General features: G+C 64.9%; 22 protein-coding genes and 1 tRNA gene. 8 read left to right on the top strand and 15 right to left on the bottom strand.

Translation table 11 applies throughout. The annotated features are described in order from the left end of the window. From ABE528_RS11600 to ABE528_RS11570, 7 genes are all read right to left on the bottom strand, one after another. Entirely contained in the window at nt 1-966 is a 966-nt protein-coding gene (locus ABE528_RS11600) for a spore coat U domain-containing protein (RefSeq protein ID WP_346653009.1), read from the bottom strand. Beyond that, nucleotides 957-3,197 (bottom strand): fimbria/pilus outer membrane usher protein, encoded by a 2,241-nt coding sequence (locus ABE528_RS11595; protein WP_346653042.1) that lies wholly within the window; start codon nt 3,195-3,197, stop codon nt 957-959. The genes ABE528_RS11600 and ABE528_RS11595 overlap by 10 nt, the downstream gene beginning before the upstream one ends. A gap of 165 nt (nt 3,198-3,362) precedes the next feature. Then, the gene (locus tag ABE528_RS11590) at nt 3,363-4,139 is read right to left on the bottom strand and encodes a molecular chaperone (RefSeq protein ID WP_152955934.1); all 777 of its coding nucleotides are present in this window, start codon (nt 4,137-4,139) and stop codon (nt 3,363-3,365) included. Nucleotides 4,140-4,179: 40 nt separating this feature from the next. After that, nucleotides 4,180-4,683, bottom strand: a complete 504-nt coding sequence (locus tag ABE528_RS11585) for a spore coat U domain-containing protein (RefSeq protein ID WP_346653008.1) — start codon at nt 4,681-4,683, stop codon at nt 4,180-4,182. Between the two features lie 15 nt (nt 4,684-4,698). Then, complete coding sequence (locus ABE528_RS11580; protein ID WP_152955932.1) at nt 4,699-5,232, bottom strand: spore coat protein U domain-containing protein; 534 nt, start codon at nt 5,230-5,232, stop codon at nt 4,699-4,701. A gap of 19 nt (nt 5,233-5,251) precedes the next feature. Continuing rightward, nucleotides 5,252-5,788 (bottom strand): spore coat U domain-containing protein, encoded by a 537-nt coding sequence (locus ABE528_RS11575; protein WP_152956137.1) that lies wholly within the window; start codon nt 5,786-5,788, stop codon nt 5,252-5,254. Between the two features lie 19 nt (nt 5,789-5,807). Then, a complete protein-coding gene (locus ABE528_RS11570) occupies nt 5,808-6,335 on the bottom strand; it encodes a spore coat U domain-containing protein (RefSeq protein ID WP_346653007.1) in 528 nt (175 codons plus the stop codon). A 267-nt stretch (nt 6,336-6,602) separates the two neighbouring features. On the opposite strand from ABE528_RS11570, the gene ABE528_RS11565 reads away from it, so the two are divergent. The 3 genes from ABE528_RS11565 to ABE528_RS11555 are packed head-to-tail and all read left to right on the top strand — an operon-like array spanning nt 6,603 to nt 11,730. Further along, nucleotides 6,603-8,852, top strand: coding sequence for an ATP-binding protein (locus ABE528_RS11565; RefSeq protein ID WP_346653006.1), 2,250 nt, complete (start codon nt 6,603-6,605; stop codon nt 8,850-8,852). Between the two features lie 15 nt (nt 8,853-8,867). After that, nucleotides 8,868-9,329, top strand: coding sequence for a response regulator (locus ABE528_RS11560; RefSeq protein WP_152955930.1), 462 nt, complete (start codon nt 8,868-8,870; stop codon nt 9,327-9,329). 13 nt (nt 9,330-9,342) lie between these two features. After that, entirely contained in the window at nt 9,343-11,730 is a 2,388-nt protein-coding gene (locus tag ABE528_RS11555) for a response regulator (RefSeq protein WP_346653005.1), read from the top strand. A 130-nt stretch (nt 11,731-11,860) separates the two neighbouring features. Here the strand turns inward: ABE528_RS11555 and ABE528_RS11550 are convergent. Continuing rightward, nucleotides 11,861-11,935 (bottom strand) — tRNA-Gln (locus ABE528_RS11550). A 270-nt stretch (nt 11,936-12,205) separates the two neighbouring features. On the opposite strand from ABE528_RS11550, the gene ABE528_RS11545 reads away from it, so the two are divergent. Beyond that, nucleotides 12,206-12,448 (top strand): hypothetical protein, encoded by a 243-nt coding sequence (locus tag ABE528_RS11545; RefSeq protein WP_152959224.1) that lies wholly within the window; start codon nt 12,206-12,208, stop codon nt 12,446-12,448. A gap of 108 nt (nt 12,449-12,556) precedes the next feature. Beyond that, nucleotides 12,557-13,645: a cell division protein ZapE gene (gene zapE, locus ABE528_RS11540; protein WP_346653004.1), complete on the top strand. Its 1,089-nt coding sequence runs from the start codon at nt 12,557-12,559 to the stop codon at nt 13,643-13,645. 49 nt (nt 13,646-13,694) lie between these two features. On the opposite strand, the gene ABE528_RS11535 is transcribed toward zapE, so the two are convergent. Beyond that, entirely contained in the window at nt 13,695-15,584 is a 1,890-nt protein-coding gene (locus ABE528_RS11535) for a propionyl-CoA synthetase (protein ID WP_152959226.1), read from the bottom strand. Nucleotides 15,585-15,764: 180 nt separating this feature from the next. Here ABE528_RS11535 and ABE528_RS11530 point away from each other — a divergent pair, with 180 nt between their 5' ends. Continuing rightward, a complete protein-coding gene (locus tag ABE528_RS11530; protein WP_152959227.1) occupies nt 15,765-16,631 on the top strand; it encodes a LysR family transcriptional regulator in 867 nt (288 codons plus the stop codon). On the opposite strand, the gene ABE528_RS11525 is transcribed toward ABE528_RS11530, so the two are convergent. From ABE528_RS11525 to ABE528_RS11505, 5 genes are all read right to left on the bottom strand, one after another. Further along, on the bottom strand, nt 16,605-17,762 hold the full coding sequence (locus ABE528_RS11525) for an HPP family protein (RefSeq protein ID WP_346653003.1): 1,158 nt from the start codon (nt 17,760-17,762) through the stop codon (nt 16,605-16,607). The two genes, ABE528_RS11530 and ABE528_RS11525, sit on opposite strands and share 27 nt — an antisense overlap. A gap of 234 nt (nt 17,763-17,996) precedes the next feature. Next, entirely contained in the window at nt 17,997-19,316 is a 1,320-nt protein-coding gene (locus tag ABE528_RS11520) for a sensor histidine kinase (RefSeq protein WP_346653002.1), read from the bottom strand. Then, nucleotides 19,313-19,981 carry a response regulator transcription factor gene (locus ABE528_RS11515; RefSeq protein ID WP_346653001.1) on the bottom strand — a complete coding sequence of 223 codons (669 nt, stop codon included), beginning with the start codon at nt 19,979-19,981 and terminating at the stop codon, nt 19,313-19,315. Before ABE528_RS11515 ends, ABE528_RS11520 begins: the two co-directional genes overlap by 4 nt. A gap of 1 nt (nt 19,982) precedes the next feature. Beyond that, nucleotides 19,983-20,297 carry a PepSY domain-containing protein gene (locus ABE528_RS11510; RefSeq protein ID WP_152959231.1) on the bottom strand — a complete coding sequence of 105 codons (315 nt, stop codon included), beginning with the start codon at nt 20,295-20,297 and terminating at the stop codon, nt 19,983-19,985. Next, nucleotides 20,297-20,605, bottom strand: coding sequence for a PepSY domain-containing protein (locus ABE528_RS11505; protein ID WP_346653000.1), 309 nt, complete (start codon nt 20,603-20,605; stop codon nt 20,297-20,299). Before ABE528_RS11505 ends, ABE528_RS11510 begins: the two co-directional genes overlap by 1 nt. 152 nt (nt 20,606-20,757) lie before the next feature. Here ABE528_RS11505 and ABE528_RS11500 point away from each other — a divergent pair, with 152 nt between their 5' ends. Continuing rightward, nucleotides 20,758-21,837 (top strand): patatin-like phospholipase family protein, encoded by a 1,080-nt coding sequence (locus ABE528_RS11500; protein ID WP_346652999.1) that lies wholly within the window; start codon nt 20,758-20,760, stop codon nt 21,835-21,837. 53 nt (nt 21,838-21,890) lie between these two features. Beyond that, nucleotides 21,891-22,247 carry a 6-carboxytetrahydropterin synthase QueD gene (queD, locus tag ABE528_RS11495; protein ID WP_051097763.1) on the top strand — a complete coding sequence of 119 codons (357 nt, stop codon included), beginning with the start codon at nt 21,891-21,893 and terminating at the stop codon, nt 22,245-22,247. A gap of 51 nt (nt 22,248-22,298) precedes the next feature. Here queD and ABE528_RS11490 read toward each other — a convergent pair whose 3' ends face one another. After that, on the bottom strand, nt 22,299-22,946 hold the full coding sequence (locus ABE528_RS11490; RefSeq protein WP_346652998.1) for a hypothetical protein: 648 nt from the start codon (nt 22,944-22,946) through the stop codon (nt 22,299-22,301). Nucleotides 22,947-23,016 lie beyond the last annotated feature (70 nt).

Below are 23,016 nucleotides of genomic sequence, written 5' to 3'. Positions count from 1 at the left end.
TTAGAACGCCACATCCAGGATCACATTGTCGACATAACTCGCCGCGGGTGGCGTGGCCTGGTCGGTGTAGACCTTGGCGTTGTAGTTGAACACCTGGCTGCCCGTCCCGGTTCCGTTTCCGGGGTTTACATCGGCATCGCTGCTCGCGCGCCGGGCGCTGGTCAGCGAACCCCAGCGCACGGTGCCGGCGCTCTTGAAGATGTCATAGGCCAGGTAGTTGCCGGCCGTGGACTTCATCCGCCGCCGCCCACCCGACACGTTCTCCCCATCATTCAAGCCCACCGTGTAGGCGCTGCCCTTGGTGCATGACAGGCTCACGCTCTGGCTAACGGTGCCAAACCCGGCCACCACCGGCGCGCTGCCGAAGCTGATGCTGGGTGTGGTGATCTGGCAGTCGTTGCTCACTGTCAGGTTGACGATCATCGTCTGGCTGCCAGAACCGATATCTCGCCCCAGACAGATGCTGCCGGCACCGATCCCGGAGCAGTAGTTCCAGCTCCAGGCGATGGTCAGGGTTTCCTGATACAAACCCGCCGCGACATTGCTGCCGACCTGGGTCTTCATGTACAGCGGCACTGACTTGGGCGTGGTGCCATTCAACAACCCCAACAGATCGAGGATGCCGTTTCGGGCGAAGTCAAAGGCAACGCCGCGTGTGATCGGGTAGCTGGTGCTGTTGTCTGCGTACAGGGTGTACGCAATGACGTCGCCCGTCGGGCCGACCAGCCCGCTGGTAGACGAGGTGATGGTCGCGTAAAAATGATCGTTGGAACTGAGCAGGCTCAGCAGCGACCCGGTGCACTGCAGCCCGGAGTTGGTACTCGAAGCGTTCTGCACCGTGGTACGTACCAGGGTCGAGTTGATCGTGCCGAACGCCGCTGGCGTGGTTGCCACCGACGAGCACAGCGCCCAGGCAGAACCTGCCGGCAACAGCAGCAGACTGTACAATAGCCGCTTCATTTGCATGGCAGCGGACCAATCAACGGGATCGAACCCGCCGACTCCGGCAAATCGAATTCGACCTGACACTGCCCTCCTCCTTCCACTGCAACCTGCAGGCGGTTGTGCGGCGCCAGGTTTTCCAGGTACACCAGGCCATCCCAGCCGACCACCGCCTGGCTGCCGCTTTCCTGATGGCTGACCTTGCTGCCAAGCTTCAGCGGTTGCTGATTGGCATCGACCAGCTCGATGCTCGCCGCCAGCACGCGCTTGAGCGGGAACTCCAGCAGGTAGCCGCTGCCACGGCGCACCGCCACCCGTTGCTCCACCTCGGCGGCCAGCACATCGGGCGGCAGGTTCATCGGGTCGATCTCGTATTTGCCGCGGTAGTAGCCGCTGCTGTAAGGCACCAGCAAGTGACCGCTACGGTCGGTACGGCCGATTTCCTGGTTCTCGTAGCGCACCGGCACATCGGCGTAGCCACCGGTGCTGACCACCACGAAGGCATCGTCGATGCGGTTGGCGGCGTACACGCCGGAATCCATCCACACCAGCGAACCGCTGGCGTCGGCCCAGCGGGTCATCTCGCCGCTGCTGCCGTATACGCCGGCCTGCAGCTGCACCGATTGCAGGCGCCAGGTGACATCAGCCTGGCGATAGGCATCGCGGTCGCTGCCGCTGGCATAGCCGAGGTTATAGCCGACGCCGCCACCCACCGGCACGGCGCGGCTGTAATTGACCCGCTGCAGGCTCTCGCCGTCCTTGCCGCGTTCGGTGCCCACCGCCAGGGTGCCGCCGAAGTCGAACGGAATCACCACCTGCGCCTGCACCGCCCAGTTGCTGTCGCCGACCTCACGGTTAGCCGACAGGTACAGGCTGCTGTTGCCCCACAGCGGCTTGCTCCAGCTCAGGTTGATCAGCCGGGTGCGCGTGTCGTCGCCGGCACGCACATCGAAATAGCCGGCGCCAAGGCTGCCGTACTGGTCGAGGTTGACGCTCAGGGTCACCTGTTCGCTGCGCTGGCTCAGTTGCATGTCGGGGGTATCGACCCGGGTCAGGTCCGAGTATTCGCCATGCCGCTGCAGGCGCTGGTAGTTGAAGCCGAAGCGCTGGCTGTTGTACTGGTAACCGAGGGCAACCTGATGGCCCTTCTCGCCTTCGAACTGGCTCTGCGCCAAGGCGGCATTGAGCACACCGAAGGTCCCCAGGCGCATGTTGCCGCCCAGGCCGCCGAGCAGCAGCGACTCGGCAGTCTCGACATGGGTTTCGAGCGTGAAGCTGTCGCTGACGCCGTGGCGCAGGCTGGCCGAGGCAACACCGGTACCGTAGCCGAAATCTTCCACGGCATAGTCACGGCGCAGGCTGCCGGCGGCCACCGAGAAGTCCGACAGGCCTTTCTGCAGCAAGCTGCTGGTGACGTAGAACGGCAAGGTAGTGGATACCTGCCGGCCCAGGGCATCGGTGGTCACCACCACGGCCTCGCCGGCGCCGTTGATGAACGGCACGTTGGTCAGGGTGTAGGGGCCTGGCTGCAATTCGGCGGTGCTGGACTTGTAGCCGTTGATGAACAGGTCCAGCGACGTCGGCACCGCTGCTTCACCAGCAAAGGCCGGCAACGGATAGGTCACCAGATCCGGACGGGCGCCAAAGTCACGCGACAGTTGCACGCCGCCCACCCGCACCGAACTGGTCCAGGGCAAAGCCCCGGTCACGAAGTCGCCTGCCTCGTAGGTGAGCAGGCGCTGTTCATCGGTGAAACGCCAGGTGGTGTCATAACGCAGAAAGCCCTGCCGGTTGGCATCGCTCTGCGCGCCATTGAACGACTGGCGCCACTGGCCGGTGGTCGAGAACGTGCCCCAGCTGTCGAACAGGCGCAGTTCGTTCCAGGCTGCCAGGTAGGACCCGCCATCGTCGGTGTCGTTGAGGTACAGGTCGTAGTTGAACAAGGCGCCGAAGCTGCTGCGCGCCTCAGTGGCTGGATACAGGCCGCGATCACCGACCTGCTGGTCTGGCAACCAGGCCGGCGGCACCTGCAGCAGCAGGCGCTGGTTCTGGCTGTCGTAATCGCTGTGCAGGCCCGGCACATCGTCCAGCGCCAGCTCACCCTGCGGGTCGCCCGGCAGCTGGATACTGAGGTTGCGCAGCACATCGCTGTCCAGGTACAGGCGCCCGGCACGTTGCTGCACCGCTACCAGTTCAGCCCTGGGCACCTGGTTCACCAGCAAATCGAGGTACAGCGTGGCGTCGGCGATGGCCATGGATTCGCTGGGCGGCGGTGGCAGGTCGTCGGCCAGCGCCAGGCAGGGGCCGAACAAGGTCAGCCCCAGGCACCAGCGGCGCGAAGCCCGCGACAGCCGTCTCACACACGGATTCCGACCATTGCCAGGTCCTCCATGGCCCATGCCCTTCATTCAGCGGCGGGCTCATTGCCCTTGCCGGATCGCTTCGGCCACTTCCTGGCCGTTCACCCTCCCCTTGATCACGCTGCCCGCGTTCGGCACCACCGGCGCCGGCCAGCGCATGCTGGCACCGGGCAGCACATAGCCAAGCAGGCCTTCGGCCAAGGGTTTGCCCTGGCCGCCCTGCAGCACCACCACATCGGTCAGGCGTGCATGCACCGGGCCGGTATTGCGCATTTCCACATAGGGTTTGCCCTGCACCGTCACCGGGCGCCAGCTGAGCTGCGGCTTGCCGATGCCGTCGGCGTTGCGCTTGCCCTGCGGGTCGGGCTTGCCCCACAAGCCTTCGCCATAGACGAACAACGGCACCGAATAGCGCATCTGCAGGCGGATCGCTGCGGTGGTGCCCTGGCTGGCAGTATCGGTGGGCATTGGCGAGGGGATCTCGTCGATGATGATGCGGTAGGCCTGCTCCTGGCCGACTGGCGAACTGCCCGTGCGGGTCAGGCGGATCAGCTGCTTTTGCCCTGGGGCAATGGTCGCCACGGGTGGGCTACCGATGATTTCGCGCTGGGCCTGGAACTGCTCCTGATAATCGCCCTGGCGCCAGGCGAACACCCGTACCTGCAAGCTGGCCGGCGCCGTGCCGCGGTTTTCCAGCCACAGGGCGCCGGCCTTCTGGTCAGCCTCCAGCACCGGGTCGATCGGCCAGATCAGCACCGAGGTGGCCGCCCCTGCCGGCAGGCTCGCCAGCAGCAACAGACCGATCACACCTTGCGCCCACTTCGCGCCTACCCCCATGCCACTCTCCTTGGTTTCTTTTTCTAGGCTGCTGGTGTGTTCACCAGGTCACCGACACTTGCACCACATCGGTGTAGGTCCCGGCCGGCAAAGTGCCAGGCAACTGGGTACGGCCATACACCGGCAACTTGATGGCCGTGGCGTCGGTGTAACTCACCGTCACGCTCTGGCCGATCCCCAGGGCCTGGCTGTAGGCCGCGTCCTGGTACAACTGGTAGGCCAGCACCTGCGTGCCGCCCGTGCGCTTGAGGTTGCGCGTACCACTGGCACTGTTCTGGCCGCCGTCCAGGCTCATGCTCATGGCCACCCCCGGGGTGCACTGGAAGGTCACCGTGGTGCCGCCCAGTGAAGTACTGAGGATGCCGGTGGACAGTGCCGACTGGGTGCCGAAATCGAGCACGCCATAGCTGGTCACCCCGCCCACCACCAGGCAGCCGGCAACGATCTGCGCGCTCACCTGGAAGGTACTGCTGGTCGCTGCATCCAGGGGCGCGGCCAGCAACATGCCGAGCCCCGTCAGGCCACTCGCGAGCCAGGCACGCATGGCGTTGAACATGGCTCAGAACGACAACTCGACAGCCACCGTGTCGGTGTATGTCCCGGCCGGTAGCCCTGCCTTGCCACGCGCCTGGCCATACAAGTTGACGGTTTGCGCCACGCCGGTGCTGGTCGGCAAGGTGATGGTGCCGTCGATGGCCAGCAACGTGGAGTGACCGGCATCGGTGTAGAAGTCGTAGGGCACGAAATTGCCAGCGCCATCAGCCAGCGCACGCGTACCACCCGTCGACTGGCCGTCATGGGACCCGGCGCGCACGCGGATCGCCGGGACCGTGCCTGCCGAGCACAGGATGCTCATGGCCCCGCCGCCGCCGCCCAGCACTTGGGCGTTGGCCGTGGTGAACAGGGCCTCCTGGGTACCGAAGTTGAGGGCACCGAAGTTCAACCCTGAGGTGCCGCCACTGCCGTTGACCTGGCACGCCGAGGTCAGGGTCAGGGTCGAGGTGATGGTCCCGGTCACCGTAGCGGCCTGGGTGTGAGCTGCCATGGCCAGGCCGAGGCCGGCGAGCATGCAACGGGTGAAAGTCGTTCGCATCGGAGTCTCCTTGCGTCGTTTACCAGTCCAGGGTCACTCTCAGGGTGTCGCGGTACAGCCCGGCCGGCAGCGCGCGCGGTTGCGCCACTACCACACCGTAGATGGGAACAGGGACCTGCTCGGTACTGCTGATGGTGAATGCACGGGCCTGGCCGATGCCGTAGCGGCTGTTGCCACCTGGGTCGACCGCCAGCTGATAGGGGATCATTTCGCGGCCGTTGCTCAGCCGACGCACGCCATCGTCGCCATTCAGGCCAGCATTGATGCGCACGTTGAACGCCCTCACCTCGGGCGTGCAGCTGATCTGCAAGCTGCCCTCGCCCACCGCCTCGTCAACCCGGCTGCGCAGCGGCGCGTCCCAGTTCGGGCCGCGCTGGCCAAAGTCCATCAGGCCTGGGTTGCCCAGCGTAGCGGGCGGCTGATCACCACTGTTGATCTGGCAGGCGGCGCTGATCACCAGGCGGGCCTGGATGAACCCGGTGCTGGTGCCATGCGCCACGCCACTGGGCAACAGCAGCGGGCCGAGGCTGAGCAGCAGGATCGATGTGCGGTTCATCTTGTGCATGGCGGCCTCGCTACCAGGTGACAGTGACTTTGAGCAGGTCGGCGTACTGCCCGGCGCGGGGCACCCAGGCCAGCTTGTCGATTCGGGCGTAGAGCGGCAGCTCGACCGACCCGCTGCCTGGCACACGTGCGGCATGCGGCTCACCCACCACCACGGGTTCGCGCCAGGCGGCATCACGGAACAGGCGATAGGGGATCGGCTTGGCCTTGGTGTCATGGCTGGCGAGAAAACGCAGTTCGCCGACACCGCCGTGCTGGCCACCGTCGACGCGCACCTGATAAGGCGTGTCTGGGTTGCATTCGAGGCGTGGCGGGCGCTGGCTGAGCAGTACGCCACTCAATGGCGCATCCGGGCCGTCCAGACGAGCGGTAGTGCCCAGGTCGATCCGACCCAGGGCCTGGGCGCCCGCGTCACGCTGCTGGGTGACCAGCATGCAGCCCCGCTGCACCAGTACCCGCACCTCGACCAGGAAGTCCGCCGCTACGGCACTGCCGCTCAACAACAGGCCAAACAGCGCGGCCAAAAAGCGTTCCGTCACTGGATGTTCCTTGTTTCTCTAGTGTGATTCTGAGCGTAGCAGCAGGTGGCAGAACCGTGATGGCTGGGTGCCATTCTTTTGTGCTAACGACAAAGCGCTGGCGCGCCGGCAAGAAATTTCCCAATCCAGGCGAACCCCTGAGCATCCCATGCCTCCAATGGCCATGAGCCGGCAAAGCGGTCGACATTCTGCTACGGTGCGCGGTAGCCAACAGCCGGCACCCGACGCAGGTAGTAGGCATGGAAGAACATCACAGGAGCTTTTCCATTGATGACAGACAAAGCACTCGCCGCAGCTGTGGAACGCTGCGCCGAGGAGCCGATCCAGGTCCCTGGCAGCATCCAGCCGCACGGCTTTCTGCTGGCACTGGATGAACACGACCTGTGCATCCTCCAGGCCAGCGAAAATGTCGAACGCTGGCTGGGGGTGACGGCCGCAGCACTGATCGGCTGCACCTTCGCCGACGTGGTCAGCGAAAGCTTCGACCTGCGCGCCCAGCTCGAACGCCTGCCCAACGACGAGGCCTTCCCGTTCCATATCGGCGATGTGCGCTTGCGCCAGGGCGCGCCCTGCCGCGACACGCTGCGCCTGTTGGTCCATCGCCACGACCAGGTACTGATCGCTGAGTTCGAACCCTTCCGCCTGCCTGCCGACTTGGCCGATCCGGGCGACTACTACCCGATTGTGCGCGGTTTCGTCAGCAGCCTGCACAACGCCGACACCCTGCAAGAGCTGTTGCAGCAGTGCGTGGTTCAGGTCAAGCGCATCACCGGCTTTGGCCGGGTCAAGGCCTACCGTTTCGATGCCGAGGGCAATGGCCAGGTGCTCGCCGAACTGGCCGACGCCGGTTACCCGCGTTACCTCGGCCTGCATTTTCCCGCAGCGGACATCCCGCGTCAGGCCCGCGAGCTGTACCGGGTCAACCGCATCCGCGTGATCGAAGATGCCAACTACCGGGCCTCACCCCTGCTGCCGGCCACCAACCCACGCACCGGCAAGCCCCTGGACATGAGTTTCGCCGCCCTGCGCAGCGTGTCGCCGGTGCACCTGCAGTACATGCGCAACATGGGTACCCTGGCGTCGATGTCACTGTCGATTGTGGTCGATGGCCAGCTCTGGGGCCTGATCTCCTGCCACCACGCCCAGCCGCGCGCGGTCGAGCTGCGTACCCGCACGGCCTGCGAACTGCTGGCCAGCGTGCTGTCACTGCAGATCGAGACCCGCGAATCGCACGCCAGGACTCGCCAGCTACTCGACCTGCGCCAGCACATCGTGCGCATGATTTCCTCGATGGCCGACCACGACAGTGTCAGCGAAGGCCTGCGCGACTTGCCCGAGGTGCTGCTGGCCTTCGCCAGCGCCAGCGGCGCGGCGTTAATCTCCGCCGAGCGCTGCGACCTGATCGGCCAGACCCCGCCTGCGGCGCAGGTTACCGCCCTGGTGCACTGGCTGGAGCAACGCGGCGAGGAAACGGTATTCCACAGCGACAACCTGCGCCGAGACATCGATGAACTGCCAGAGCTGGCAGCCCATGCTGGCGGCGTGCTGGCAGTGGCCATCTCGCAGATCCACTCGCACTACCTGCTGTGGTTCCGCCCCGAGCAGGTGCGCACCGTCGACTGGGCCGGGCGGCCCGACAAGCAGATTGGCGCCCACGGTGCGCTCGACCCGCGGCACAGCTTCGATCGCTGGCAGGAGCAGGTCAGCGGCTACTGCGAACCTTGGGACCCGCTGGTCATCGAAGGCGTGCTCGAACTGCGTACGGCTGTGCTGGGTATCGTGCTGCGCAAGGCCGAGGAGCTGGCACAGCTGGCCAACGAGCTACGCCGCTCGAACAAGGAGCTCGAAGCCTTTTCCTACAGTGTGTCCCACGACCTGCGCGCCCCGTTGCGCCACATCGCCGGCTACTCCGAGCTGCTTGGCGAAATCGAGGGCCGCACGTTGAGCGAGCGCGGCAAGCGCTATCTGCAACACATCGAGGAAGCCGCGCACTTCGCCGGCAGCCTGGTCGACAACCTGCTCAATTTCTCGCAGATGGGCCGCTCGGCCTTGCGCCTGTCGGATGTCGACCTCAACGCACTGGTCGATACCATCCGCCAGGACCTGGCCCCGGATTACCAAGGCCGCGAAATCATCTGGGACATCGCGCCGCTGCCCAAGGTGATCGCCGACCCGGCATTCCTCAACCTGGCCTTGCACAACCTGATCGCCAACGCTATCAAATACACCCGGGGCCGTGAACCCGCCCACATCGCAGTCCGCGCCCGCCAGCACCAGAGCGAGATCGAGGTGTACATCCGCGACAATGGTGTAGGCTTCGACATGGCCTATGCCAACAAGCTGTTCGGGGTGTTCCAGCGCCTGCACCGCATGGAAGACTTCGAAGGCACCGGGATCGGCCTGGCCAGCGTGCGGCGGATCATCGAGCGTCACGACGGGCGAGTCTGGGCCGAAGGCCAGGTCGACCAGGGCGCCAGCTTCCACTTCACCCTGCCCCGTCACCCGGCAACTACCTGAGGTACCCGTATTACCATGCTCAAGCCCATCCTGCTGGTCGAAGACAACCCCCGCGACCTGGAGCTGACGCTGCTGGCCCTGGAGCGCAGCCAGCTGGCCAACGAAGTGATCGTTCTACGCGACGGTGCCGATGCCCTCGACTACCTGCTGCGCCGCAACACGTACGCCGAACGTGCCGATGGCAACCCCGCCGTCCTGCTGCTCGACCTGAAGCTGCCGAAGGTCGATGGCCTGGAAGTGCTCAAGGTGGTGCGTGCCACGCCCGAACTGCGCAGCATACCCACCGTGATGCTGACCTCCTCGCGGGAGGAGCCCGACCTGCTGCGGGCCTACGAGCTGGGGGTCAATGCCTATGTGGTCAAGCCCGTGGAGTTCAAGGAGTTCGTCGCGGCGATTTCCGACCTCGGCGTGTTCTGGGCAGTGCTCAACGAACCACCACCCGGCTCGCTGCGCCTGAACCGCCGTGGCAGCCACTGAGGCCCCCGCAAAGATGTTGCCGACACCGCTCAAACTGTTGATGGTCGAAGACAGCTCGCTCGACGCCGAGCTGACCCTGATGCGCCTGGAGCGCAGCGGGTTGCAGGTGCAATCGCAGCTGGTATTCGACCATGCCGGGGTCGAACACGCCCTGCTTGAAGCCAGTTTCGACCTGATCCTCTGCGACTGCGTGCTGCCCGGCTCTTCCGGTACCGAGGTGCTGGCCATCGCCCAGCGCCTGGCGCCCGACACACCGTTCATTTTCCTCTCCGGCATCTATGGCGAAGAACATGCGGTTGAGATGATTCGCCTGGGCGCCACCGACTATGTGCTGAAAAAGAACCTGCCGCTGCTGCCCAAGGCCGTGCGCCGGGCCCTGTCTGAAGTGCTGGAGCGCCAGCGCCGGCGCCGTGCGGAAGAAGCCCTGGCCGATGTCGAGGCACGCGCGCGCATTGCCATCGATGCCGCCGGCATGGGCACCTGGGACTTCCGGCCGCAACAGGGCCTGCTGATCTGGGATGACCGTTGCAAGGCCCTGTTCGGCCTGCCGGTCGAGACCGAGATGAACCTTGGGGTGTTCTACGCCGGCATCCACCCCGACGATCAGGCCAAGGTGCGCGAAGCCGTGGAGCAGGCCATGCGCCCGGACAGCGACGGCCTGTACCGGGTCGAGTTTCGCATTGTCCAGCCCAATGGCCTGGAGCCGCGCTGGCTGCTCAGCAGCGGCCAGTGCCAGTTCGTCGACGGCCAGTGCACGCGGTTTACCGGCGTGCTGCAGGACATCCATACCCAGCGCCAGGCGACCCAGGCACTCAGGCAGCTCAACGAGATGCTCGGCGAACGGGTCGAGCGCCGTACCCGCGAACGCGACCGCGCCTGGGAGCTGTCCCAGGACTTGCTTGCGGTGCTCAACAAGGACCTGACCCCGGTGGCCCTCAACCCGGCCTGGGAGGCCAGCCTGGGCTTTTCCCGCGAACGCCTGAGCCAGGCTTCGCTGCTGCACCTGCTGCCCGAAGTGGATCAGGAGGCGTTGCTCACCGAGCTGGCCGCCCTCGCCCATGGCCGCACCAGCGCCCGTTTCGTTGGCCGGATCCAGCACGCCGGTGGCCAGTTGCGCTGGTTGTCCTGGGTGGTGGTGCCGGAAGACACCCTGCTCTACGTGGTGGCGCGGGACATCACCAGCGAGCGGGAAACCGCCTTGGGCCTGGCCGAAGCCAATACCCGCCTGCGTGAACAGATTACCGAACGCGAACGTATCGAGGCGGCGCTGCAGCAGATGCAGCGGCTGGAGGCCGTCGGCCAGCTCACCGCCGGCGTCGCCCACGACTTCAACAACCTGCTCACGGTCATTTTGACCGGCGCCAGCTTCCTTGAGCGCGACCTGGCCAAGGGCAACCTGGACAAGGCCCGCAGCCGCCTCACGCATATCCGCGAAGCCGGTGAGCGCGGCGCCAAGCTGACCTCGCAACTGCTCGCCTTCTCCCGTCGCCAGCGCCTGGAGCCGGTGCCGCTGAACCTGAACCGCACCCTCTCCGGCCTGGAAGAACTGCTGCGTCGCACCCTCGGCGGCAACATCCGGGTGCGCCTGGACCTGGACCACAGCCTGTGGCAGGCGCTGACCGACCCGACCCAGACCGAAATGATCATCCTCAACCTGGCGATCAACGCCCGCGACGCCATGCCCGACGGCGGCCAGCTGACCCTTGCGACCCGCAACACACGCATCAAGGCCCGCCCGCAGCGCCCGGAGGACCCGGAGCCCGGCGAGTACGTGATGCTGAGCATCCGTGACACCGGCTGCGGCATGAGCGAAGAGGTGCTGGCCAAGGTGTTCGAGCCGTTTTTCACCACCAAGGACATCGGCAAGGGCTCCGGCCTGGGCCTGGCCCAGGTGTTCGGTTTCGCCAAGCAGTCCGGCGGCGGTGTGCGCATTGATACCGAGCCTGGGCATGGCACCCAGGTGGCGGTGTACTTGCCGGCGGTGAAGCAGGAACTGGCGATCGACCCTGTAGCGCCAACCGCCCCCCTGGCAATCGATGACAGTGGCCGGGACCGCACGGTGCTGCTGGTGGATGACGATCACCTGGTGCGCGACATGCTCGGTGACGTGCTACGCCAGTATGGCTACCAGGTGCGCCAGGCACACAGTGGGGAGCAGGCGCTGGCCCTGCTGGACGACGATATCGACCTGCTGCTGACTGACTTTGCCATGCCTGAATTCAACGGTGGCCAACTGGCCCTGGCGGCGCGCGAACGCTATCCGCGGCTGCCGGTGGTGTTCCTGACCGGGTATGCGGAGCTGGATGGGCTGGAGGTGCCAGGGAGCCTGGTGATGCAGAAGCCGGTGCTGGCCGATGAACTGGCCAGGGTACTGAATGAGCTGCTGCGGGTAGCGGGTTAGATTCGCTGTGCCTGTACGGGCTCTTTGCGGGGTAAAACCGCGAAGAGCCCGTGCAGGAAACAGAAACGGCAAAATCCAGCGCCGGCGTTCGCCTGCACTGATTGAGAAATTTTATATTTGAAGAAAAAAATGGCAGGGGCGGCTGGATTCGAACCAACGCATGGCAGGATCAAAACCTGCTGCCTTACCGCTTGGCGACGCCCCTGTATCGGATGCAGCTGATGCTGCTCTGACAATTCCAACTGAGTGACAACTGGGTTGTTGTCTTGGAATGCGCGGCACTTTAACACATAGATTCGGCCTGTAAACCCCCAACGTGAAAAAAAATGCTTTAAAACAGCAAGTTAGTGTTCCGCAGCCAATTCTGCGGGCCTGTCGGACAACCATTCGTCGTTTTTATACCGCTGCGCTTCAACGCAAACGCATTCCTCCCTTCCAATCAGGTAAGCGAACTGCATTGACCAAGGAGGCCCCCATGCCCGTTTCCCACGACCTGTACCAGGACCTGCACTACCCGCGCGAAATCGTCCAGCAGCGGCGCCAGCAGGACAAGACCCTGGACCGCCTGCTCGACGAGTACATGGACATCGACAACCAGGTGCTGGCCGCCGAATCGATCTCGGCCGGCAACTTTGTCGATGAAGACCTGCGCCACCTGAAAGAGCGCCGGTTGGCCGTGAAGTACATGATCGAGCGCCAGCTGGAGCGCAAGGTCTAGCGACCTATCTCGCCAGCCGATCATTGCCCAGCACTTTATCTATTAGTCAAAATGGCCGCCCTCGGGCAAGCTGCACGCTGCCCTGCCTTTGCCCAAGGAGCTTAGCTTTTGTCTGCCTGGATCCCTTCCCCGCTGCGCCAGCTCGGCCAGCGCTTGCGCGGTGCATCGTCCAACCCGAGTGAATTGCTCAGCTGGTTCGAGGACCAGGCGCACAGCCGCGGCTATCAGCTCAGCGAGGGCCAGCGCCGGGTCATCGACAGCATGGCCGGGCAGATTGCGCGTCTGCTGGAGGGAGGCCAGCCTCGCAGCCTCTATCTGTATGGCTCGGTCGGCCGTGGCAAGAGCTGGCTGCTCGATGGCTTTTTCCAGGCGGTACCGGTAGCGGCCAAGCGGCGCCTGCATTTCCACGACTTTTTTGCCCGTTTGCACCAAGGCATGCACCGGCACCGCCTGCTGGACGACGCGTTGGGCGCCACCCTGGACGAGCTGCTGGGTGACTGCCAGGTGCTGTGCTTCGATGAGTTCCATGTGCATGACATTGGCGATGCCATGCTGCTGACCCGGCTGTTCAACGCCCTGTTCGCCCGCGGCATCTTCCTGTTGGTGACTTCCAACTACGCCCCTGAAGGGCTGTTGCCCAACCCGCTCTACCACGAGCGGTTCCTGCCAGTGATACGCCTGATCAACAGTTCGATGGAGGTGCTCGAAGTGGGCGGCGACACCGACTTTCGCAGCCTGCCGGCCAACCGCGAACACCAGCGCTTCACCCAGGGGCACTATGTGTGGCCGGGGAATGCGGCGCAGCGCCGGGCGCTGAACGTACCCGATGAGCACCCGGTGGTGCTGGAGGTGAACAACCGCCCGCTGCGCGCCCTGGCCATCGATGGCCGACGCGTGGTGCTGGGTTTTGACGACTTGTGCGAGAAGGCCACGGCGGTGATCGACTACCTAGTGCTGGCCGGGCAGTACGACGAATGGATCATCGATGGGCTGGATGACCTGGCGGAGTGTTCGCTGGCGGCGCAACAGCGCTTCGTCAACCTGGTGGATGTGCTGTATGACCAGGACCGGCAGGTGACCGTGATCGGCAAGCGGCCACTGGAAGAAAGCCTTGGTGGGCCACTGGCTGACCTGATGCGCACCCGCAGCCGGCTGGGGCAGCTACATCAGGCTGGCCCCGAAAGCTTTATTGCCTGATCGGCCTCTTCGCGGCTGAAGCCGCGAAGAGGCCAGTGAGGTCACAGCGTCAGCCAGCCCGTGGCAAATCCGCCAGCACCGCCTCGATCTCCCCCAACACCGCCGGGTCATCCAGGGTCGAGGGCGGCACATAAGCTTGCCCATCAGCAATCTTGCGCAGCACCGCCCGAAGGATTTTCCCCGAGCGGGTCTTGGGCAAGCGCTTCACCAACCGCACCCGGTTGAAACACGCCAGGGCGCCAATTTCCTCACGCACACTGCCCACCAGCTCCACCAGCAACTGCGCCTCGGCTATACCCTCGCCATCCTTGAGCACCACCAGCGCCAGCGGTACCTGGCCCTTGATCTCGTCATGCACACCGATCACCGCACACTCGGCCACCGCCGGGTGACGGGCAACCAGGTCTTCCATCTCACCCGTGGACAGCCGATGCCCAGAGACGTTTATCACGTCGTCGGTGCGGCCCATGATGTAGACGAAGCCCTCTTCATCAAGATAACCGCCATCGCCCGTGTGGTAATAGCCAGGATAGGTGTGCAGATAGGCCTGCAGGTAACGCTCATGGTCGCCCCACAAAGTCTGGCTGCACCCAGGTGGCAGCGGCAGGGCGATAACGATGGAGCCCTGCTGATCGGGCCCCAGCAGATGCCCGTCGTCATCCAGCACCCGCACGTGATAACCCGGCACCGCACGGTTGCTCGAACCCGGCCGCGCCGCACTGCCCTCCAGCCCCACGCAAGGCGCAGTCACCGGCCAGCCAGTCTCGGTCTGCCACCAGTGGTCGTGCACCGGCTTGCCGGTGACCCGCTCCAGCCACTGGTGCGTGCTGGAATCGAGCTTTTCCCCGGCCAGGAACAGCTGGCGCAGCGAGCTCAAGTCATGCTTGCGGATCAGCTCGCCATCCGGGTCTTCCTTGCGGATCGCCCGCATGGCGGTCGGCGCGCAGAACAAGGCATTGACCTTGTACTGCTCGACCACCCGCCAGTACGCCGAGGCATCCGGCGTGCGAATCGGCTTGCCCTCGTAGAACACCGTGGTGCAGCCGCTCATCAGCGGCCCATAGACAATCAGCGAATGGCCGACAACCCAGCCGACATCGGAAATACCCCACCACACATCTCCGGCCTGCATGCCGTAGATATGACGCATCGCATAGCAAAGCGCGACCGCGTTGCCACCGTTTTCGCGGACGATACCCTTGGGTTTGCCGGTAGTGCCGGAGGTATACATGATGTACAGCGGGTCGCCGGCGTCCAGTTCGACCGGCGCCACCGGTGCGGCACTGGCCAAGGCCTGCTGCCAGTCCAGGTCACGGCCTGCCTGCAGCTGCGCACGGGCCTGGGGCCGTTGCAGCACCAGCACATTGCGCGGTTGATGGCGGGCCACCTGCAGGGCGCGGTCGACCAGCGGCTTGTACTCGATCACCCGCTCGAACTCCAGGCCACAGGACGCGGTGAGCAACAGCGTCGGCCGAGCATCATCGATGCGCAGTGCCAGCTCGTTGGCGGCAAAACCACCGAACACCACCGAATGCACCGCACCAATGCGCGCGCAGGCGAGCATCGCCATGGCCGCCTGGGGCACCATCGGCATGTAGATGATCACCCCGTCACCCTTGCCCACGCCCAGTTGCCGCAGCAGGCCGGCCAGGCGTGCCACTTCGTCGCGCAACTGGTGGTAGGTGAAGGCCTGCTGCACACCGGTCACGGGGGAGTCGTAGATCAGTGCCAGCTGCTCGCCGCGGCCCAGCTCGATCTGCCGGTCGAGGGCCAGGTAACAGCTGTTCAGGCGGCCGTCGGCGAACCAGCGGTGGGTGCCGTCGGGGTTGTCCTGCAGGGTCAGCGAGGGCTTGCGGTACCAGGCCAGGGATTCGGCCTGTTCGGCCCAGAAGGCAGCAGGGTCGGCAATGGATTGGGCGTAGCTGTGCTGGTAGGTCATGTCGATGAAAACCCGGTACTTGTTGTTATTGAAGGGCGAATAATGAGTATGGCCCGCCACACCGGGGCCGCCATGGGACTAAAGTCACAACGGACCTGCAAATTTGCAGACAGGACAGAAATGCCCCACAACGGTGCAAAACCTCTAGAATAGGCCGCCCTCACCGCCGCAGAGCAGCTCATGGACATCGATCAGGCCCGAACTTTTCTGGAAATCGTGCGTTGCGGCAGCCTGGTCGCCGCCGCCGAACGCCTGTTCGTGTCGCAGACCGCCATCACCGCCCGCGTGCAACGCCTGGAACAGCAACTGGGCTGCCAACTGTTCGTGCGCAGCCGCAACGGTGCCAGCCTGACCAGTGACGGTGAAGCCTTCGTCAGCTATGCCAACCAGCTGGTGCAGACCTGGGAAGCGGCGCGCCGCGACCTGCCGCTGCCCGAAGGCTGCCAGCAGGTGCTGCATGTGGGCGCGGAAGTCAGCCTGGGTAACCCGATGCTGCTCGACTGGGTCAGCGCCCTGCACCGCGAACTGCCCAACCATGCCATCCGCAGCGAGGTCAGCGATGGCGAGTCGTTGCTGCGCAAGGTGGAGATGGGCCTGCTCGACGCTGCACTGGTGTACCAGCCGATCTACGGCCCGGGGCTGCAGGTGGAGCAGTTGATGGAAGAAAAGCTGATCCGCGTACGCCGGGTCGAGCAACCCGAGCCTTACATCTACATCGACTGGGGTGAAGCCTTCCGCCGCCAACATGATGCCGCCTTGCCAGACTGCGCGCGCCCGGCGCTGAGCTTCAACCTCGGGCCGTTGGCCCTGCAGTTCATCCTCGATCAGGGCGGCAGCGGTTACTTCCGTACCCGGGTGGTGCAGGCCTACCTGGAGAGCGGCGTGTTCGAGCGCGTGGCGCAAGCGCCGGAATTCACCTACCCGACCTACCTGGTCTACCCGCGCAAGCGCGACAGCGACGCCCTGCAGCAGGCCTTCGCGGTGCTGCGCCAGCTGGTGGCAGCCGGCGCCAGCGATTGGTCACAACGCTGGGACCCGGTTATCTGAGGTACCGCCAGCAGCACTGAGCAACTGGCGCTTGAGGCCGGCGACCAGGTCGGTCTGGGTGACCACGCCGACCAACTGCTCACCGTCAAGCACCGGCAGGCAGTGCAAACCCTGCTCGCACAGCAGCGGCAGCAGGCGTTCCAGCGGGTGCTGGCTGCTGACGCTGACCACCCGCCGGCTCATCACCTGCTCCATGCGCACGGCCTTGCGGCCAAACAGGCCACGCCAGCTGAACTGGCCGCGCTGCATGGCCGGGCCCACCAGGTCACTGAGGCTGACAATGCCCACCAGCTTGCCTTGCTGCAGCACCGGCAAGGTTTTCAGGTGGTGGTCAGCGAGCATTTTCCAGGCCTGCTCCAAGGTGGTGTCCGGTGCAGCGAACTGCACGTCGCGCGACATCACCGCCCCGGCAGTGATGCCGCCGAGGCTGCGCCGCAGCGCGTGCTGCTCGGTGGCGAGGATGATGCGCTGCAGTTCGTCGCGGGTGACGTCGACAAATTCGCCCAACTCTTCCAGGGCCTGATCCAGGTCGGCGCCACGGATGCCCACACGCTCGCTGGGCAGCGGGTCGTGGGTGTGGTGCACGTCCTTGCGCGGCGCCACGCCTTTCGGGTAGTGCACGCCGGTGAGGCGATTGTAGATCACGGCCACGGCCACCAGGATCAGCGCATTGAGCAGCACCGGTTCGAGCAGGTGATCGCCCATGGCCGTCAGGCCCGGGTCGGCCAGTACCGCGCTCACCGCCACACCACCTCCCGGCGGGTGCAGGCAACGCAGCAGGCACATCACCAGGATCGAAAGCCCCAGCGCAGCGGCCGCCACCCACAGTTCAGGGCCAAAACCCTGGCGCATGGCCAGGCCGACCGCACCCGCCAGAGCATAGCTGCCGAGCACAGGCCACGGCTGCGCCAGGGGCCCGGAATGCACGGCGAACATCAGCACCGCCGAGGCCGCCAACGGGCCGAGCAGGTGCAGGGCAATGCCCGGGCCATAAGCCAGACTGGTCAGCCAGCCGGCGAGGAACAGGCCGAACAACGCGCCGATACCGGCACGCAACCATTGTTTGGGGGGGATATTCAGGGGGGCTGGCAACAGCCGCTGCAGACGACTTTCGGAACGCATGGCAGACATTCAAGTAATCGGGATCTGTAGTTTTTTTGATTAAAAAGAAAGCCCAGCCGAAGTGGCCTGGGCCTCGTATTGCAGATGCAATAGCACAGGGGGCTCCGTCCGTGGAGAGATGGAAACCGCAAGGTTTCTTGAGGGGGATTGTGCCGGGCGGGGGAAGATTGGGCTAATTCAAAAAAATGCGGCTGTGCTGCAATTTTTTTGCAGTGCTGATATGGGCCTCATCGCCGGCACAGATCAGCGCACTTTGCGCGGCAGCTCGATGCTCACCCTGAGGCCGCCCAAGGTGCTTTCCAGCAACGCCAGGCGCCCGCCCCAAGCCTCGACGATGTCGCGCACAATCCCCAACCCCAGCCCGTGCCCATCGACCTGCTCATCCAGCCGCGAGCCGCGCTCCAGCACCTGCAGGCGCCGATTTTCCGGAATGCCGGGGCCGTCATCATCGACCCACAACCGGTAGCCCTCGGCTGTGGGCGCAATGCCCAGCCGCACCTCGCTGTCGGCCCACTTGCAGGCGTTGTCCAGCAGGTTGCCGAGCAGCTCCAGCACGTCTTCGCGATCCCAAGGCAGCAGCAGACCCGGCGGTACATCGTGCTCCAGCAGCAAGCTGTCGCCATGGATCATGCCCAAGGTCGCGAGCAAGCCCGGCAGCTCGGCATCACAATCGAACTGCGCCCCAGGCAAGGCATCGCCTGCCAGGCGCGCCCGGTTCAGCTCACGGGCCAGGCGCTGCTGGATCTGCTCCAACTGTTCACGCAACTGCGCCTGCACCTCTGGCAAGCCTTGCAAGCGCTCACTGGACGCCAGGCTGAGCAGCACCGCCAGTGGCGTTTTCAACGCATGGCCGAGGTTGCCCAGGGCATTGCGCGAGCGGCGCAGGCTGTCTTCGGTGTGGCTGAGCAAGTGGTTGATCTGGTCGACCAGCGGCGCCAGCTCGCTGGGTACCTCGGCATCGAGCTGCGAGCGCTGGCCTTGCTGCAGCTGGGCAATCTGCTGGCGTGCGCGCTCCAGCGGGCGCAGCGAGCGGGTGACGGTGATGCGCTGCAACACCAGCACGACCAGCAACGCCACCAGGCCCATGCCCAGGCCGATCTGCTGCAGGCGGCGAAAACCGTCGCGCACCGGCGAATAATCCTGTGCCACGCTGATCGAGATGTCCTGGCCCAGGCGCCGGTAATCGGCGCGCAAGGCCAGCAGTTGCTGCCCTTCCGGGCCCAGTTCGTGGCTATCGGACAACCCCGGCGCGGCCGGTTTGGGCATGTCCAGGTCCCACAGCGAGCGCGAGCGCCAGGTGCCCTGGTCGAAATCGATACGGAAGTAGTAACCCGAAAAAGGCCGCTGGTATGCAGCGGAAATGCGCCGCTCATCCAGCTGCAGGCCATTCGGCCCGCGCACCAATGCCACCAGCAGGTTCTCGCTTTCCTTGCGCAGGCCGTTTTCCAGATAGCGCTGCAAGCCAGCCTCGAACAGCCACAGGGTCAGCTGCGCGAGCACCACCCCGACCACCACCAGCACGGCGACCAGGCCCAGGCTCAGGCGCGCCTGGATCGATTTCATCCGCTGCTCCCGGCATAGATGTAGCCTTGCCCGCGGCGCGTCTCGATGACGCTGCGGCCAAGCTTGCGCCGCAGGTGGTTGACGTGCACCTCCAGCACATTGGAGTCGCGCTCGGTCTCGCCGTCGTACAGGTGCTCGGCCAGGTGGCTCTTGGACAGGATCTGCTGCGGGTGCAGCATGAAGTAGCGCAACAGGCGGAACTCCGCAGCGGTGAGCTGGATGTCGACGCCGTCGCGGCTCACGCACTGGCGGCTTTCATCCAGGTGCAGGCCTGCAGCTTCCAGCGTGGGCTGGTTGGCCAGGCCCCGGGCACGGCGCAGCAGCGCCTGAATGCGCAGCTTCAGCTCCTCGGGGTGAAAAGGCTTGCTCAGGTAATCGTCGGCCCCGGCCTTCAGGCCCTCGATCCGTTCGGCCCACGACCCTCGCGCCGTGAGGATCAGCACTGGCGTGACCAGGCCGCCGGCACGCCACTGCGCCAGCACCTCCAGGCCCGGCAAGCCCGGCAGGCCGAGGTCGAGGATGATCAGGTCATAGGGTTCGCTCTGGCCTTGGTACACCGCATCGCGGCCATCGGCCAGCCAGTCCACGGCATAGCCCTGGCGCTGCAGGCTGGTGGTCAGTTCGTCGGCCAGGGGCACGTTGTCTTCGACAAGCAGCAGGCGCATGTCAGTCGTCTTCCTCGTCTTTGAGCAGGGCGCCGCTGCTGGCATCGAGCTTGATCTCGCGCACCACGCCGTCCTGGGTCAGCAGCTCGACTTCATATTCATAGCGGCCGTGGTCCTCTTCCAGCTCGGCCTCCAGCAGGCGCGCCCCGGGGTAACGCCCCAGGGCGGTTTCCAGCAATTGCTCGAGCGGCAGGATGACGCCCTTCTGGCGCAGTTTAAGGGCTTCATCCTGGTCCAGGTCGCGGGCAACGGCCAGGGAGCACACGGCCAGCAACGACAACGCCAGGTATCGCGCCGGCCGGGGTAAGTGGATCATCAGCGGTCCTGCTCGTCCTTCAGCACTTCACCGGTCTTGGCATCCAGGTCGACATCCCACTCGACGTTCTGCGTGTCGAGCAGTTCGACCTTGTAGATGTAGCGGCCGTATTCGTTTTCCAGCTCCGAGTCAGTGACGGTGGCGCCTGGGTGCTTGGCCACGGCAGTGGCCTTGAGCTCGTCCAGCGACTTGATGGTCTTGGCATTGACCAGTTTGACCACTTCGTCAGGCTGGACGTCCTTGGCGAAGGCAGCATTGGCGCCCAGGGCAAGGGCGGCGGCGGTAAACAGGGCAGTCAAGGTTTTCATGGTGGCTCTCCTGAGCGACGTTCAAGTTGTCTACGGGGTTAAGACTAAAGAGCGGTCCTTAATTCAACCTGAAAACAGCTGGCGCCATGATAGCGCAGCCTGAGCGGCATCAAGGGCCTATAATGCCCCGTTTGTTGCCCGCGAGATCCGTCATGAGCGCCATTCACATCAAATACCCTGCACTCACCTTCAAGGCCGGCCAGCGCGCGCTGCAGCGGATCCGCGAAGGTGGCCTGCAAGCGGCCGATGTGGGCGTATTGCCAGGTGCGGCGGGTGGGCCCAAACCCTTGGGCATCCAGGGCCTGGACCTGGCGCTTTTTGGTGAATGGTTGCCCTCGGCGCCACGCCAACGCGCGCTGATCGGTGCCTCGATCGGCTCCTGGCGCTTCGCCAGTGCCTGCCTCGACGACCCGGTCGCCGGCATTCGCCGCCTGGGCGAGCTGTATACCGAGCAGGACTTCGCCAAGGGCGTTACCGCCGCCGAGATCAGCCGCAGTTGCCAGCGCATGCTCGACGACCTGCTGCAGGGCCGCGACGGGCAGATCCTCGCCAACCCGCACTATCGCCTGAACATCCTGGTGGTAAAGAGCCACGGCCAGCTCGCCTACGACCATCGTGGCCGCCTGGGCATGGGCCTGGGCTCGGTGATCGCCAGCAACCTGCTGGGGCGCTCGCGCCTGGCGCGGCACTTCGAGCGGGTCATCCTGCACGATGCGCGCAGCGCGCCGCCGCTCGACGCCCTCACCGACTTTCCCTCGCGCTGCCTGCCGCTGGACCTGGCGAACCTGCGCCAGGCCCTGCTCGCCTCGGGCTCGATCCCGATGGTGATGGAGGGTGTGCGTGACATTCCTGGTGCAGGTGCTGGCACCTACCGCGACGGCGGCCTGCTCGACTACCACCTCGACCTGCCCTACCGCGGTGACGACCTGGTGCTGTACCCGCACTTCACCGACAAGGTGGTGCCCGGCTGGTTCGACAAGGCGCTGCCCTGGCGCAAGGGTGATGCCGCACGGTTGCAGAACGTGCTGCTGATGACCCCCTCGCCGCAGTACCTGGCCGCCCTGCCTTTCGGCAAGCTGCCGGACCGCAACGACTTCAAGCGCTTCATGGGCGATGCGCCGAGCCGCAAGCGCTACTGGTACCAGGCGATCGCCGAAAGCCAGCGGCTGGGCGATGAACTGCTGGAGCTGATCGCCACCGGGCGGTTGCACGAACGCCTGCAAGCCTTGTAGCGACCATGCTGGTAGACTGCGCGCATTATTGATTCACACAGAGTTATGACAGCGTGGAAATCTTCAAGGAATTTACATTCGAATCGGCCCACCGCCTGCCCCACGTCCCAGCCGGCCACAAATGCGGCCGCCTGCACGGCCATTCGTTCAAGGTCGGCCTGCACCTGACTGGCCCACTTGACCCGCACACCGGCTGGATTCGTGACTTCGCCGAGGTCAAGGCGATCTTCAAGCCGATCTACGAGCAGCTGGACCACAACTACCTGAACGACATCCCTGGCCTGGAGAACCCGACCAGCGAAGTGATCGCCAAATGGATCTGGGACCAGGTCAAGCCGCTGATGCCGGAGCTGTCCAAAGTCCGCATCCACGAGACTTGCACCAGCGGCTGCGAATACACCGGCGACTGATCCGCCCTTGGCCAGCCTTCGGCCCTGGCGGACCGAAGGCTGGCGATGCCCTCAGTGCTCTTCGAAATGGTGAGGCATGCTGAGGATCTTCATCGACACCAAGCCGGTCTCTCCTTTTCGGCTATTGAAGAAGCGGTCGCTGTAGCTGGTGTAACGCAGGATCTTCTCACCGCCTGGGGTGAGCAGCTGAAGATTGAAGAGCTGATCACCCTCGCCGATCTGCTCCTGATCGAAACCCTCGATCCGCCACAGCCGCGCGCCACCTGCCTTGGACTGCACGCCCTGCGGTTCGCTGGCTTCCCAGATGCCGACATAACCTGAAAACACGCTGGCGTTGTAATCGAGCACCCAGTCGGAAACTTTGTGGGCGCGGTCAGCCGGCCTTATCTCGTAGAACAGTGGCTTGTCGGCGGCATAGCTGCCCCTGGCGTAGGCGCCAAACCAGAACAGCTCGTAATAGCGCTGGCCAGGGTTGGCATAATCAGACCGGTCGAGGGGCTTCTCCAACACACCGTCCTGTTCGGCCTGCAGATACCGGTCATAGTGCCCGTTGGCGCCGCGGCTGCCTGTCTGCACCCAGATCGCCCCCAGCTGCCGCTCACGCACTGGCGTCGCCGCTGTGACGCTGCGCACAGCGGAGCCCTGCCACCAGCAGCGGGCCAGAAAGGTAAAGCGGGGATTGAATACGTAATCGCTCATGCTGACTCTCCTGGTCAGACTGAAAGAGCCGTTACGCTAGGGAAGTTGCGCTCACCCGAGCAGCAGGAAG

Origin of the sequence: Pseudomonas sp. TWI628 (assembly GCF_039673865.1) — a bacterium.
In the GTDB taxonomy this organism is placed as follows: Bacteria; Pseudomonadota; Gammaproteobacteria; order Pseudomonadales; family Pseudomonadaceae; genus Aquipseudomonas.
The sequence above is the reverse complement of the archived record's forward strand: the minus strand, read 5'-3'. Positions and strand labels throughout refer to the sequence as shown.